The sequence below is a fragment of the Bacillus sp. GS3m_15504 genome (assembly GCF_055825275.1).
The window spans coordinates 16,388-30,676 of record NZ_JBVVNL010000011.1; the positions used below are offsets into that span (position 1 = coordinate 16,388).

Annotated in this window: 14 protein-coding genes and 2 tRNA genes; all 16 read left to right on the forward strand. The window is 35.7% G+C overall.

Going from position 1 to position 14,289, the window contains the following annotated elements:
- Positions 1–144: 144 nt before the first annotated feature.
- The 16 genes from spoVG (at position 145) to AC0L0O_RS29460 (ending at position 14,209) form a co-directional block, all read left to right on the forward strand.
- Positions 145–438 (forward strand): septation regulator SpoVG, encoded by a 294-nt coding sequence (spoVG, locus tag AC0L0O_RS29385; RefSeq protein ID WP_000454041.1) that lies wholly within the window; start codon positions 145–147, stop codon positions 436–438.
- A 325-nt stretch (positions 439–763) separates the two neighbouring features.
- On the forward strand, positions 764–2,143 hold the full coding sequence (glmU, locus tag AC0L0O_RS29390) for a bifunctional UDP-N-acetylglucosamine diphosphorylase/glucosamine-1-phosphate N-acetyltransferase GlmU (RefSeq protein ID WP_000071032.1): 1,380 nt from the start codon (positions 764–766) through the stop codon (positions 2,141–2,143).
- Positions 2,144–2,161: 18 nt separating this feature from the next.
- The gene (locus tag AC0L0O_RS29395) at positions 2,162–3,115 is read left to right on the forward strand and encodes a ribose-phosphate diphosphokinase (RefSeq protein ID WP_000107420.1); all 954 of its coding nucleotides are present in this window, start codon (positions 2,162–2,164) and stop codon (positions 3,113–3,115) included.
- Between the two features lie 72 nt (positions 3,116–3,187).
- On the forward strand, positions 3,188–3,748 hold the full coding sequence (gene pth / locus AC0L0O_RS29400) for an aminoacyl-tRNA hydrolase (protein ID WP_001979768.1): 561 nt from the start codon (positions 3,188–3,190) through the stop codon (positions 3,746–3,748).
- Positions 3,749–3,818: 70 nt separating this feature from the next.
- Entirely contained in the window at positions 3,819–4,043 is a 225-nt protein-coding gene (locus AC0L0O_RS29405) for an anti-sigma-F factor Fin (RefSeq protein WP_000399440.1), read from the forward strand.
- 105 nt (positions 4,044–4,148) lie between these two features.
- Entirely contained in the window at positions 4,149–7,679 is a 3,531-nt protein-coding gene (gene mfd, locus AC0L0O_RS29410; protein ID WP_000579715.1) for a transcription-repair coupling factor, read from the forward strand.
- 136 nt (positions 7,680–7,815) lie between these two features.
- Positions 7,816–8,352 (forward strand): stage V sporulation protein T, encoded by a 537-nt coding sequence (spoVT, locus tag AC0L0O_RS29415; protein ID WP_000648307.1) that lies wholly within the window; start codon positions 7,816–7,818, stop codon positions 8,350–8,352.
- Positions 8,353–8,582: 230 nt separating this feature from the next.
- Positions 8,583–10,184 (forward strand): putative polysaccharide biosynthesis protein, encoded by a 1,602-nt coding sequence (locus tag AC0L0O_RS29420; protein ID WP_000444144.1) that lies wholly within the window; start codon positions 8,583–8,585, stop codon positions 10,182–10,184.
- A 12-nt stretch (positions 10,185–10,196) separates the two neighbouring features.
- A complete protein-coding gene (gene yabN / locus AC0L0O_RS29425) occupies positions 10,197–11,657 on the forward strand; it encodes a bifunctional methyltransferase/pyrophosphohydrolase YabN (protein WP_000014253.1) in 1,461 nt (486 codons plus the stop codon).
- A 14-nt stretch (positions 11,658–11,671) separates the two neighbouring features.
- Positions 11,672–11,947, forward strand: a complete 276-nt coding sequence (locus AC0L0O_RS29430) for an RNA-binding S4 domain-containing protein (protein ID WP_001234876.1) — start codon at positions 11,672–11,674, stop codon at positions 11,945–11,947.
- 58 nt (positions 11,948–12,005) lie between these two features.
- Positions 12,006–12,314 carry a sporulation protein YabP gene (gene yabP / locus AC0L0O_RS29435; RefSeq protein ID WP_001059101.1) on the forward strand — a complete coding sequence of 103 codons (309 nt, stop codon included), beginning with the start codon at positions 12,006–12,008 and terminating at the stop codon, positions 12,312–12,314.
- Positions 12,311–12,964: a spore cortex biosynthesis protein YabQ gene (yabQ, locus tag AC0L0O_RS29440; RefSeq protein WP_000059767.1), complete on the forward strand. Its 654-nt coding sequence runs from the start codon at positions 12,311–12,313 to the stop codon at positions 12,962–12,964. Before yabP ends, yabQ begins: the two co-directional genes overlap by 4 nt.
- Positions 12,961–13,320 (forward strand): cell division protein DivIC, encoded by a 360-nt coding sequence (divIC, locus tag AC0L0O_RS29445; protein WP_001208736.1) that lies wholly within the window; start codon positions 12,961–12,963, stop codon positions 13,318–13,320. Before yabQ ends, divIC begins: the two co-directional genes overlap by 4 nt.
- An 87-nt stretch (positions 13,321–13,407) precedes the next feature.
- Positions 13,408–13,890: a S1 domain-containing RNA-binding protein gene (locus AC0L0O_RS29450; protein ID WP_000021452.1), complete on the forward strand. Its 483-nt coding sequence runs from the start codon at positions 13,408–13,410 to the stop codon at positions 13,888–13,890.
- Positions 13,891–14,050: 160 nt separating this feature from the next.
- Positions 14,051–14,124, forward strand: a tRNA-Met gene (locus AC0L0O_RS29455).
- A 13-nt stretch (positions 14,125–14,137) separates the two neighbouring features.
- Positions 14,138–14,209, forward strand: a tRNA-Glu gene (locus AC0L0O_RS29460).
- Positions 14,210–14,289 lie beyond the last annotated feature (80 nt).

The following is a 14,289-nucleotide window of genomic DNA, read 5'->3' on the forward strand; positions in this document are numbered from 1 at the left end:
AAGCGATAACCTCTACTAATCTCTATATTCAATTACATTAAAAATTTTTATCTTAAAAATTTTTAAAAAATTAAAGGGAAAATAGAAATTTTGTGGAATTTATACAAATATATCGCTTATTTAGAAAAGGGTGGTGAACACAAGATGGAAGTGACTGACGTAAGATTACGCCGCGTAAACACAGAAGGCCGCATGAGAGCAATTGCCTCTATTACTCTAGACCATGAATTTGTTGTTCATGATATTCGTGTAATTGATGGTAATAATGGATTATTTGTAGCAATGCCAAGTAAACGTACTCCAGATGGAGAATTCCGTGACATTGCACATCCAATTAATTCTGGTACACGCTCTAAAATTCAAGATGCGGTTTTAACAGAGTATCATCGTTTAGGCGAGTTAGAAGAGGTTGAGTTTGAAGAAGCGGGCGCTTCGTAAAATTCGAATGAAAAGGGCTTTTTAAAGGAAGCCCTATAATTTTGCAACAAACTCCTGTAAGCATTTACAGGGGTTTGTTTTTTTTTTGTAGTTATATACGTTTCTTGTTCTTAAGATTCTGAATTCGAAGAAATGAAGAGATAAACTTCTAATTTTTTCAAAATCATTTTAAATAGTATAGCTTATTTCTTAAAAAAGATACTAAAGAGTAAAACATCTTATAAGAATTATGGTAAAATTTAATAGTTAAAATGTGTTTCTTGAAATATATGATGATTTAGGATAATATCGTTAATGGATAAATAGGTTGCGATGGAGGGTCTATATGTCAAACAGATTTGCAGTGATTCTAGCTGCAGGTAAAGGCACACGTATGAAGTCTAAGCTATACAAAGTGCTTCATCCTGTATGTGGAAAACCTATGGTACAACATGTTGTCGATCAAGTATCTCAATTAGGGTTGCAGAAACTTGTAACAGTCGTAGGACATGGTGCTGAAATGGTACAAGAACAGCTAGGAAACGTAAGTGAGTTTGCATTACAAGCAGAACAACTTGGTACAGCGCATGCTGTAGATCAAGCTGCAGGTGTACTTGCAAATGAAGAAGGAACAACTTTAGTTATTTGTGGTGATACGCCGCTAATAACTGCTGAAACGATGGAAGCATTACTTCAGCAACATAAAGAAGCAGGGGCAATGGCAACGGTGTTAACAGCTTACATAGAAGAACCTGCTGGATATGGTCGTATCGTTCGTAATGAGAATGGTCATGTTGAAAAGATTGTTGAGCATAAGGATGCAAATGAGAAAGAATTAGCTATTAAAGAAATCAATACAGGTACGTATTGTTTTGATAATAAAGCTTTATTCGCTTCACTTTCTAAGGTTTCAAATGATAACGTACAAGGTGAATATTACCTGCCAGATGTTATTGAGATTTTAAAAAATGAAGGTCATATTGTATCGGCTTATCAAACAGAGCACTTCGATGAAACGTTAGGTGTTAACGACAGAGTCGCTCTATCGCAAGCGGAAATTATTATGAAAAACCGTATCAACCGAAAGAACATGGTAAATGGTGTTACAATTATTGATCCAAGTAACACGTATATTTCTGCTGATGCAATTATCGGTAGTGATACAGTTCTTCATCCAGGAACAATTATTGAGGGGAACACTGTAATTGGTTCTGATTGTGAAATTGGACCGCATACAGTAATTCGCGATAGTGAAATTGGAGATCGTACGACAATTCGTCAATCTACTGTACATGATAGTAAGCTTGGTACAGAAGTATCGGTTGGTCCATTTGCACATATTCGCCCAGATTCAGTTATTGGAGATGAAGTACGCGTTGGAAACTTCGTGGAAATCAAAAAAACTGTTTTTGGTAATAGAAGTAAAGCTTCACACTTAAGTTATATCGGGGATGCGCAAGTTGGAGAAGACGTGAATCTTGGTTGTGGTTCAATTACGGTGAACTATGACGGTAAGAATAAATTCAAAACTGTGATTGGTAACGGGGTATTTATTGGATGTAATTCAAACCTTGTTGCTCCTGTAACAGTTGAAGATGGTGCTTATGTGGCAGCAGGCTCTACAATTACAGAGAATGTTCCATCAAAAGCATTATCTGTAGCACGTGCACGTCAAGTTAACAAAGAAGACTATGTTGATCAATTGCTGAATAAGAAAAAATCATAATGTGGAGGGTTAATCTAGATGTCGACTCAATATCTAAATTCTAATTTGAAAGTATTCTCTTTAAACTCTAATAAGGAACTTGCTGAGCAAATTGCAAAGCACATTGGAGTAGGACTAGGAAAATGTTCTGTTGATCGTTTTAGTGATGGAGAAGTTCAAATTAACATTGAAGAAAGTATCCGTGGTTGCGATGTATTCATTATTCAATCTACAAGCTTCCCAGTAAACGAACATATCATGGAATTACTTATTATGATCGATGCATTAAAACGTGCATCTGCAAAAACAATTAATATTGTTATTCCTTACTATGGTTATGCGCGTCAAGACCGTAAAGCGCGTTCTCGTGAACCAATTACATCGAAACTTGTAGCAAACTTGCTTGAAACAGCAGGTGCAACTCGTGTAATCACTCTAGATTTACATGCTCCACAAATTCAAGGGTTCTTTGATATCCCAATTGACCACCTAATGGGTGTACCGATTCTTTCAGATTACTTTGAAACAAAAGGTCTTAAAGATATCGTAATCGTGTCACCTGACCACGGTGGAGTAACTCGTGCTAGAAAAATGGCAGATCGCCTAAAAGCACCAATCGCTATTATTGATAAGCGTCGTCCTCGTCCGAACGTATCTGAGGTAATGAACATTATCGGTAATATTGAAGGTAAAACAGCAATTTTAATTGATGACATCATTGATACAGCTGGTACAATTACATTAGCAGCAAACGCTCTTGTTGAGAACGGTGCTTCTGAAGTATATGCTTGCTGTACACACCCAGTATTATCTGGTCCAGCAATTGAACGTATCCAAAACTCAAATATTAAAGAGTTAGTTGTAACGAACTCTATCGTATTACCAGAAGAGAAGAAAATCGACAAAGTACATGAACTTTCAGTTGCTCCACTAATCGGAGAAGCAATCATTCGTGTATACGAAGAAGAATCTGTAAGTGTATTATTCAATTAATTGGATAGAATGAGACGTAACCAAGATTGGTTACGTCTTTTCGTATCGAAAAAAGAAAGTAGTGGTACAAGAATGAAATTGATAGTAGGACTTGGGAACCCGGGTAGAGAATATGAATTAACAAGGCATAATATTGGATTTATGGCGATTGATGAACTTGCAAAGCGTTGGAATATTTCTTTGAACGAACAAAAGTTTAAAGGAGTATTTGGTGCAGGATTTGTTAATGGAGAAAAAGTAATCTTATTAAAGCCACTTACATATATGAATTTATCTGGGGAAAGTATTCGTCCGCTAATGGATTACTATAAAATTGATGTAGAGGATTTCGTTGTTCTGTACGATGATTTAGATATCCCTGTAGGTAAATTACGCCTTCGTATGAAAGGTAGTGCTGGTGGACATAATGGTGTGAAATCAACAATTTCACATTTAGGAACACAAGAGTTTCAACGTATCCGCATGGGAATTGATCGTCCGAAAAATGGAATGAAGGTAGTAGATTATGTATTAGGACGTTTTACATCGGAAGAAATTCCTGATGTAAATCATTCTATTGAAAAAGCAGCAGATGCATGTGAAGAATGGTTAAATAAACCTTTTCTTCAAATTATGAATACTTTCAATAGTTAAGGGTACGATTAGGAATATTTTATTCTGTTTTTACCCATACTAGCAGTAATTGTATTTTTAGGAGGCTAGTATGGAAGGGTATTATTATTGCAGACATTGCGGGAGTAATGTAGGCTCCGTTACCGCAGAAAAAGTATATAGCGACGTTTTATTTCAACTAACAGAGCAAGAAGTAGTAGAGATGATTCATTTTCATGAGAATGGAAATATATATATAAAAACGATTTGTGAATTATGTCAAGAAACGCTCGCATCTTATCCTGAGTATTATGAATATGAAAAATTTCTGCAATAAAATGTTGTCGCTTTGGCGTGTCCAAAGCATTTTTCTGTTTTCTTTTTCCAAAATATTTGCATAAAATATAGTGGCTTGCTCTTTATGTTGAGAGGGGTTTTGAAAATGATAGGTTTATTAGAGCAGTTTTATAAAAATGAAGAGATCCAATCGGTCATTAATGGACTAGAAGATGGTTTAAAAGAGCAACTTGTATCAGGTATGGCAACATCTTCTCGTTCGTTATTAATGGCGGCCTTATATAAAAAAACAAAAAAATCACAACTTATTGTGACGCATAATTTATATCAAGCACAAAAAGTACATGAAGATTTAGTGGCGTTACTTGGTGAAAAAGATGTATGGCTATATCCAGTAAATGAATTGATAGCATCAGAACTTGGTGTTGCAAGCCCAGAATTGAAGGCACAACGTATTGAAGTGTTAAATCGCTTAGCTGCAGGAGAGCACGGGATTATTGTAGCACCAGTTGCAGGACTACGCAGATTTTTACCAATGAAAGAGTTGTGGAAGCAAAGGCAAATCGAAATCAGTCTAGGGCAAGAGATTGATTTAGATACATTTTTGCATACTTTACATCATATTGGCTATGAGCGTAAGTCTATGGTAGAAGCTCCTGGAGAATTTAGTTTGCGCGGGGGAATATTAGATATTTATCCACTAACTGAGGAGCTACCATTTCGTATTGAATTTTTCGATACAGAAGTTGATTCTATTCGATTATTTGATGTGGATGAACAGCGCTCTCAAGATAAAAAAGAAAGTGTTAGATTCGGTCCAGCAACAGAGTTTCTATTTTCACAGGAAGAATTGAAATCGGGAATAAAGCATCTTGAAGAAGGTCTGACTAAGACGATGCAAAAACTTTCCGATGATAAGTTGAAGACTACAGTGCTTGAGACGGTCAGTCATGAAATTGAGATGTTAAAAAACGGGCAAAGTATAGAACAGATGTTTAAATATTTATCTATTTTCTATAACGAACCTGCTAGTCTGATAGATTATTTACCAGAAGATGGTGTTGTGATTTTAGATGAAATTTCACGTATTCAAGAAACAGCATCTCATCTTGAATCAGAAGAGGCGGAATGGTATATATCCCTTCTTGGTGAGGGAACAATTATTCAAGATTTATCTTTCTCTCATTCGTTTGAAGAATTTCTTCATCATAAAAAAAGAAGTTTTGTATATTTAACGTTATTCTTACGTCATATAGCGCATACACATCCGCAAAACATTGTGAATGTGACATGTAAAACAATGCAAGATTTCCATGGGCAGATGCAGTTGTTGAAAACTGAAATTGATAGATGGAACGAAGGGCATTTTACGACCGTTGTGCTAGGTACAGATGATGAGCGTGTGAAAAAACTACAACATATTTTAAGTGATTATGATATTGATGCAGATATTGTAGAGGGCACAGATATATTATTGCCTGGAAGGTTACAAATTGCTGTAGGTGATTTACATGCAGGGTTTGAAATGCCGATGCAAAAGCTTGTTGTCATTACTGAAAAAGAGCTTTTTCATAAGAAAGTTAAAAAATCACAACGTAAGCAAAAGTTATCGAATGCTGAACGCATTAAAAGTTATTCGGAATTAAAAGTTGGGGATTATGTAGTTCATGTAAATCATGGTATAGGTAAATTCTTAGGTATTGAGACATTAGAGATTAACGGTGTTCATAAAGATTATTTGAATATTAAATATCAAGGTAATGATAAGTTATACGTTCCAATTGAACAAATTGACCAAGTGCAAAAATATGTAGGATCTGAAGGTAAGGATCCGAAAGTTTATAAATTGGGCGGAAACGATTGGAAAAAGGTCAAAACAAAAGTTGAAAAATCTGTACAAGACATTGCGGATGACCTCATTAAACTCTATGCTGAGCGCGAAGCTTCAAAGGGTTATGCATATACACCAGATACGGCAGAACAACAAGAATTTGAGTCTTCTTTCCCGTATCAAGAGACAGAGGATCAATTACGTTCTATTGAAGAGATTAAAAAGGATATGGAACGCGGACGTCCGATGGATAGGCTTCTTTGTGGTGATGTAGGATATGGAAAGACGGAAGTAGCTATTCGTGCGGCGTTTAAAGCAATTATGGATGAAAAACAAGTTGCAATTTTAGTGCCGACAACGATCCTTGCACAACAACACTATGAAACAATTCGAGAGCGTTTTCAAGATTATCCAATCAATATAGGATTATTAAGTAGATTCCGTACGAGAAAGCAGCAAAATGAAACAATTAAAGGTTTAAAAGATGGCACGGTAGATATTGTAATCGGAACGCATCGTATTTTATCTAAAGATGTTACTTATAAAGATTTAGGTCTTCTTATTATTGATGAAGAACAAAGATTTGGCGTAACACATAAAGAAAAAATTAAACAATTAAAAGCAAATGTTGACGTATTAACATTAACGGCAACCCCGATCCCGCGTACGCTTCATATGTCTATGCTTGGTGTACGTGATTTATCTGTTATTGAGACGCCGCCGGAAAATCGTTTCCCAGTTCAAACATATGTAGTTGAGTATAATCCAGCGTTAATGCGAGAGGCGATAGAACGCGAGCTTGCAAGAGGTGGGCAAGTTTACTTCCTATATAATCGTGTGGAGGATATCGAACGAAAAGCAGATGAAATTTCGATGTTAGTTCCAGATGCACGTGTCACTTATGCACATGGGAAAATGAACGAAAGTGAATTAGAGTCTGTTATGCTATCGTTTTTAGAAGGGCAGCATGATGTTCTTGTAAGTACAACGATTATTGAGACAGGTGTAGATATTCCGAATGTAAATACATTAATTGTATTTGATGCAGATCGTATGGGATTATCGCAGTTGTATCAGCTTCGTGGGCGTGTTGGACGTTCTAATCGTGTTGCATATGCTTACTTTGCATACAAACGAGATAAAGTGTTATCAGAAGTTGCGGAGAAGCGTCTGCAAGCCATTAAGGAGTTCACAGAGCTTGGGTCTGGTTTCAAAATTGCGATGCGAGATTTATCAATTCGTGGTGCAGGTAACTTGTTAGGAGCTGAACAACATGGATTTATTGATTCTGTCGGATTTGATTTATATTCTCAAATGTTAAAAGACGCAATTGAACAGCGTAGAGGAACAGACGGAGTTGAAAATACAGTTAATGTTGAAATTGATTTAGAAGTAGATGCATATTTACCAGATGCTTATATTTCGGATAGTAAACAAAAAATTATGATGTATAAACAATTTAGAGGTGTTTCTGCGATTGAAGATATTGAAGAGTTGCAGGAAGAGATGATAGATAGATTTGGTGATTACCCGCAAGAAGTTGGTTACTTATTACAAATTGCAAATATTAAAGTATTGGCAATGAAAGAACAAATTGAATTAATTAAGCAAAATAAATTTGAAGTAACAATTCTGTTCTCAGAACAAGCGAGTCAAAATATTGATGGTGGAAAATTATTCATGCTCGGAAATAGTTTTGGACGTATGATCGGTTTAGGAATGGAAGGATCACAATTGAAAATCGTCATGAAAACAAATGGCTTAGAGACATCGAAGTGGTTAACAATTGCTGAAAATTTATTAAAAGGCTTGCCAGATGTAAAAAAAGAAGTCATAAATGCCTAATATAAGATAAAAAAATACAATTCGGCGTGCATAGAAGAACTAATGTGTAAAATACTATGTCTAACAGTTGGTGATTTTTACATGAACAGGTAAATTCACCACTTTCATCATCAGTAGAAAGTGAGGCAGCATTAGAATGAAAGCAACTGGAATCGTACGTCGAATTGATGATTTAGGTAGGGTAGTAATCCCAAAGGAAATTCGTAGAACTTTACGTATTCGAGAAGGGGACCCATTAGAAATATTTGTTGATCGCGATGGAGAAGTAATTTTAAAGAAATATTCTCCAATTAGCGAACTAGGTGATTTTGCAAAAGAATATGCAGAGGCTTTATATGATAGCTTAGGACATAATGTGCTTGTATGCGATCGAGATTCTATTATCGCAGTATCAGGCGTATCAAAAAAAGAATACTTAAATAAAAGCGTTGGCGATTTAATTGAAAAAACGATGGAAGAAAGAAAGTCTGTTATTATGACGGACGAAAGTGATGTTTCCATTATTGATGGTGTAACAGAAAAGGTTCATTCTTATACAGTTGGACCGATTGTTGCAAATGGAGACCCAATTGGGGCTGTCATTATTTTTTCAAAAGAAGCGATTATAAGCGAAATAGAGCACAAAGCGGTCAATACTGCTGCCAGTTTCTTAGCGAAACAAATGGAACAGTAAAGGTGTGTAATTTTAGAAGTAGCAATCTTTCCTAATTATGATATTTCTTCTTGAGAAATCAATTATTTGGAGATATATGTATATTGAATGAAGGTAGCGCTTTGCTACCTTTTTTCATTGAATATTTCTAGCGTTGCACGAACGTATTCTTACTTGTGTAGGTGAGTAAGCTTGTCCTTTTCTTTATGATATAATACGAGGGGTGAGAATAGAAAAAGGAGTTTTCTTGTATGGAATCGAAGAAGTATCAAGCCTTTTGGCGTGGGGCTATTATATTAACAATCGCAAGTTTTGTTACAAAGGTATTAAGCGCTTTTTACCGTATTCCATATCAAAATATAGCGGGTGATATTGGTTTTTATATTTACCAACAAATATATCCGTTTTATGGATTTTGTTTAATTTTAGCTACTTATGGGTTCCCCATTATAATTTCAAAAATGGTTGCGGAACGATTAGAACGAGGGAAAAAACAAGAAGCAGAAGAAATTATTTGTGTATCTTTTTGGTTTTTATTAGGAATTGGTTTCATAGGATTTTTTACATTGTTCTTTGGTGCCGAAGTAATTGCGACAGCCATGGGCGATATACACTTAGATAAGCTATTACGTGTTATTTCCTTTTCATTCATATTGATGCCGTTTTTATCTGTAGCAAGAGGATATTTCCAGGGGTTCAATAATATGGTGCCAACAGCTGTGTCGCAAGTGATAGAGCAAACGATTCGTGTTTCTATTATTGTATTTTTATCCCTATTCCTAATTGCTCACGAATTTGATTTATATACAGTTGGTGCAGGTGCTATGCTAGGTTCAATCGCAGGTGGACTGATTGGGATTATCGTACTTATACTTTATATGCGTCATGACTTTCGTTCTATATTCTTCAAAAGTGTAAAGAGGATTAAAGGGAAAAAGAAGATTATTAAAATCCTGTTTTGGCAGGGGTTAGCGATTTGTGTTAGTAACTTAGTGCTTATTTTTATACAAATGGCTGATTCTGTTTCTTTCTATTCTTTACTTATTGGAGCAGGAGAGCCGGCTGAAAGTGCAAAAGTGTTAAAAGGTGTTTATGACAGAAGTATCCCGCTTATGCAATTAGGTACTGTCGTGACAACTTCTTTCTCGTTGTCGCTTATTCCAATTATTACGGCAGCGAAGGAAAGAGGAGATCTTACCTTTATTCGAGAAAAGGTAAGGTTAGCAATGAAAATAACGTTTGTTATCGGATTTGCAGCGGCTATTGGATTAACTTGTATTATCCAGCCTACGAATATTATGTTGTTTGAAAACAGTGATGGGTCAGATGTTTTATCCATTTTATCTTTATCTATTTTATTTAGTTCATTGTCAATTACAACCGCTTCTATTTTGCAAGGGTTAGGACAAACATTAAAACCAGCAATATTTGTTGTATTTGGAGGTTGTTTGAAGCTAGTTTTAAACTATATATTAATGCCGTATTTCGGTGCGAAGGGAGCCGCAATTGCAACTTTAGTTGCATTAATTGTAATTTCCGTATTAAATAGTATGTTACTTATGCGGGCTGTATCGGAATCGCTTATCGATAAACGGAATATGTTAGGTATAGTTATTAGTGGTTTCAGTATGGGATTTGTATTAATAATGTTTATGCGTGTATTGCAAATGTCTGGATTAGTAATGGATACAAGTCATAGAGGTGTTGCAACATTTGAGGCGTTGTTAGGTGTAGCCATCGGCGGATTGGCATATATGTTTTTAATTTTAAAATTACGTGTATTTACGAAAGCGGAAATAGGAACGGTTATGAAAAAAGAGAAAAAAGAAGGTTCATTGAAGAAGAGTGGATAGAGGTGGCAGGTTGTGAGTGGAATCATTACTATTTTAGGATTAGGTGCTGGTGAATTAGATCAGTTAACGATGGGTGTATATCGAAAAATAAAAGAAGCAGATCACATGTTTGTTAGAACGAAGGAACATCCCGTTATAGAAGAGTTGGAGAAAGAAGGTATACAATATACTGCCTTTGACAATGTATATGAAGCGCATGATACATTTGAAATTGTATATGAAACAATTGCGAATACATTGATAGAAAAAGCTGAAGGCACAGAAATCATCTATGCTGTTCCAGGGCATCCGCTTGTAGCGGAAAGAACGGTTCAGCTACTGTTGGAAAAAGGTGAAGTAGCGAATATTGAGGTGCGAATTGAAGGTGGACAAAGTTTCCTTGATCCTATGTTTGCCAGTCTAAAGATTGATCCGATTGAAGGATTTCAATTAATTGACGCCACATCATTTGAAAGAGGACAATTAGAATTACGTCAACATTTAATCTTTTGCCAAGTATATGACGCATTCGTTGCATCTGATGTGAAATTAACATTAATGGAGATGCTGCCAGATGATTATGAAGTGTATATCGTAACAGCTGCGGGAACTTCATTTGAACAAGTTAAAAAGGTACCGTTGTACATGTTAGATCATGAAACGGAGTTGAATAACTTAACGAGTGTGTATGTACCACCAGTTCAGGAACGTGCGTCCTTGTATCAACAGTTTGATGTGCTTAGAGAAATTATTGCAGACCTGCGTGGACCGAATGGTTGCCCGTGGGATAAAAAGCAAACACATCAATCTTTAAAGAAGTATTTAATTGAGGAAGCTTATGAAGTATTGGAAGCAATTGATGAAGAGGATGATGATCACTTAGTAGAAGAACTGGGTGATATCTTATTACAAGTTATGCTGCATGCCCAAATCGGAGAAGATGAAGGTTGGTTCTCTATAGATGATATTATTCGAACTTTATCTGAGAAAATGGTTCGTCGCCACCCGCATGTATTTGGGAATACAGATGTAGATAATGCCGATGAAGTAATTGCCAATTGGGAAGAAATTAAAAAACAAGAAAAAGGATTCGTGAAAGAATCTGTTTTAGATGGAGTTCCAAAAAGTTTGCCACAGTTACTACGTGCTTATGAAATCCAGAAAAAAGCTGGCAAGGTTGGTTTTGATTGGGTTGATGTACAACCGATGATAGAGAAAGCTTTAGAAGAATGGCAAGAGTTCCAACAAGAAGTTACAAACATGGATGAGGCGAAGATGTTAAGTGAATTTGGCGATTTACTATTTGCATTTGTTAATATAGCTCGTCATTATAAAATAGATCCAGAAGAGGCGTTACATTCAACGAATGAGAAATTCGTCGGTCGTTTTTTATACATGGAAGCAAAGGTAGCTGAAATGAATAAAGAGATGCAAGATTTATCATTAGAGCAGTTAGATGTTTTATGGGAAGAGGCAAAACAGACAGAGCGTTAATAGGGGGATTTAATATGCGTCTAGATAAGTTTTTAAAAGTATCACGTTTAATTAAAAGAAGAACATTGGCAAAAGAAGTAGCTGATCAAGGAAGAATATCCATTAATGGTCAAGTGGCAAAAGCGAGTTCGGATGTGAAAGTAGCTGATGAACTAACAATTCGTTTTGGTCAAAAAATAGTAACTGTAAAAATAAACGAATTGAAAGAAACGACTAAAAAAGAAGATGCAGCAAATATGTATAGCTTAGTTCGTGAAGAAAAAGTAAAGGCTGAAGAAGGCTTGTTCTAAAATCGATTATCCTTTCATACATTACTATTAGCTAGTATAAATGTATGGGGGGATTTACGTGAATAATGGTTACTCACCTATGTCTTCTAATCAACAAAATGTTTCTGTAGAGCATGATATTATTATGCGTGGCAGGCGTGTAATTGATATTACCGGTGTAAAGCAGGTAGAGAGTTTTGATAGTGAAGAGTTTTTACTTGAGACCGTAATGGGCTTTTTAACAATTCGTGGTCAAAATTTGCAAATGAAAAATTTAGATGTAGAAAAAGGTGTTGTATCGATTAAAGGAAAAGTTCATGAGATGCTGTATATTGATGAGAATCAAGGGGAGAAAACTAAAGGCTTCTTTAGTAAGTTGTTTAAATGAGTTTAACAATTCAGTTGTATACGATGCTCTCAATGATCGGAATGGGTGCTTGGATTGGAGCGTCTTTAGATACATACCAACGATTTTTAAAACGTCAAGAACGTAAGCGTTGGCTTGTATTTATACATGATATACTATTTTGGATTGTCCAAGCATTATTCGTTTTTTACGTATTGCTTCTCGTAAATGAAGCTGAACTACGTATATATGTATTTTTAGCATTATTATGTGGTTTTGCGGCATATCAAAGCTTATTGAAAGCAATATACATGAGACTGTTAAATTTTCTCATCTATATTTTTGTGCAAACAACACACTTTTTTGTTCAAATTATAAAGCTACTCATGATAAAACCTGTTATTATTATAGCGCAGCTATTTATTGCATTTATATTATTCTTATTTCGTATACTGCTTTCAATTGGACATGTGTTATGGAAAATGGTGATTTGGATATTACTTTTCATATGGAAAGTTTTTTTCTGGCCTGTTCGATTTATTGCTTCGCTCATATGGAAACTTCTCCCTAATCGTGTTAAACTTTTTATAATGAAACATGTAGGGTTCCTGCAATATATAGCAAAATTGAAGGGACATATCTTCCAATTATGGGAGCGTATAAAAAAGAAGTTAGGGGGACCTCGGAAATGAGGGAACTGAGACAAAGAACAATCGAAAAACAGAGTCCAAATCCTGTTAAAGAGCATATAATACAAACGGATGAGAACAGGAAGCGACTTTATCGCCGTTTAGCGGTTTTTCTTGTCTTTGCTTTTACAATTATTGCGAGTATTAGTGTAACGTTTTATCAACAAAACAGTTCCATTAAAGCAAAAGAAGCAAAAGTTAAGGACATGAAAAAAGAACTGGATTCATTAACGAATAAAGAAAAGAGTCTAAAAGACGAAGTTCAAAAGTTAAATGATGAAGAGTACGTATTAAAGATTGCTAGAAGGGATTATTTCTTCTCTGGAAAAGGGGAGATAATTTTTCCTGTTTCTAAGTAGAGTATGTCTTATTGACACTATATTTTAGGATTATATATAATAAAGTAAAATTTGACTTTTTAACCACTAAGGAGGAGCATTTTTTTTATGTCAATCGAGGTAGGCAGCAAGTTACAGGGTAAAGTAACAGGTATTACAAATTTTGGGGCTTTTGTGGAGCTGCCAGAAGGCTTAACGGGTCTTGTTCATATTAGTGAAGTTGCTGATAATTATGTGAAAGATATTAACGATCACTTAAAAGTGGGCGACCAAGTAGAAGTAAAAGTTATTAACGTTGAAAAAGATGGTAAGATCGGTCTATCTATTAAAAAAGCGAAAGAACGTGAAAAAACAGAAGGAGATCGTCCACGTGGTGAATACCAACGCGGTGGTGATCAACAACGTTCTGGACGTCCACAACGTAATCGTTCTTTCAACAGAGATAACCGCGGTGGCGGTAACGACCGCGCTCCAAAAGAAACATTCGAGCAAAAAATGGCACGTTTCTTAAAGGATAGCGAAGATCGTTTAACTTCTTTAAAGCGTAACACTGAATCTAAACGTGGTGGCCGTGGCGCACGTCGCGGATAATAAGAACGTTTAATTCTTAGAATATAGAGAGGTGCCCAGGGCGATTGCTCAGGGTGCTTTTTTATATGTGAAAATATATTTTTAAAAAAGTTTTCAAGATGTGTTGACTTTAAATTATATCTGAGGTAAGATACTAATTGTCCGTTAAATAAGACGACATGGCGGTGTAGCTCAGCTGGCTAGAGCGTACGGTTCATACCCGTGAGGTCGGGGGTTCGATCCCCTCCGCCGCTATATTTAATTTAACGGCCCGTTGGTCAAGTGGTTAAGACACCGCCCTTTCACGGCGGTAACACGGGTTCGAATCCCGTACGGGTCATCTAAAAAGATCATGCAAATGCGCATGATCTTTTTTTGTTAAATAAATTAAGACATACAACACTTCTACAAAATCACCCT

Bases quoted from the DNA above. Each gene is read 5' to 3' on its own strand.
- divIC (WP_001208736.1), top strand. From the start codon at position 12,961: ATGAGGGAACTGAGACAAAGAACAATCGAAAAACAGAGTCCAAATCCT.
- AC0L0O_RS29420 (WP_000444144.1), top strand. From the start codon at position 8,583: ATGGAATCGAAGAAGTATCAAGCCTTTTGGCGTGGGGCTATTATATTA.
- pth (WP_001979768.1), top strand. From the start codon at position 3,188: ATGAAATTGATAGTAGGACTTGGGAACCCGGGTAGAGAATATGAATTA.
- yabQ (WP_000059767.1), top strand. From the start codon at position 12,311: ATGAGTTTAACAATTCAGTTGTATACGATGCTCTCAATGATCGGAATG.
- spoVG (WP_000454041.1), top strand. From the start codon at position 145: ATGGAAGTGACTGACGTAAGATTACGCCGCGTAAACACAGAAGGCCGC.
- glmU (WP_000071032.1), top strand. From the start codon at position 764: ATGTCAAACAGATTTGCAGTGATTCTAGCTGCAGGTAAAGGCACACGT.
- mfd (WP_000579715.1), top strand. From the start codon at position 4,149: ATGATAGGTTTATTAGAGCAGTTTTATAAAAATGAAGAGATCCAATCG.
- AC0L0O_RS29405 (WP_000399440.1), top strand. From the start codon at position 3,819: ATGGAAGGGTATTATTATTGCAGACATTGCGGGAGTAATGTAGGCTCC.
- AC0L0O_RS29395 (WP_000107420.1), top strand. From the start codon at position 2,162: ATGTCGACTCAATATCTAAATTCTAATTTGAAAGTATTCTCTTTAAAC.
- AC0L0O_RS29430 (WP_001234876.1), top strand. From the start codon at position 11,672: ATGCGTCTAGATAAGTTTTTAAAAGTATCACGTTTAATTAAAAGAAGA.
- AC0L0O_RS29450 (WP_000021452.1), top strand. From the start codon at position 13,408: ATGTCAATCGAGGTAGGCAGCAAGTTACAGGGTAAAGTAACAGGTATT.
- spoVT (WP_000648307.1), top strand. From the start codon at position 7,816: ATGAAAGCAACTGGAATCGTACGTCGAATTGATGATTTAGGTAGGGTA.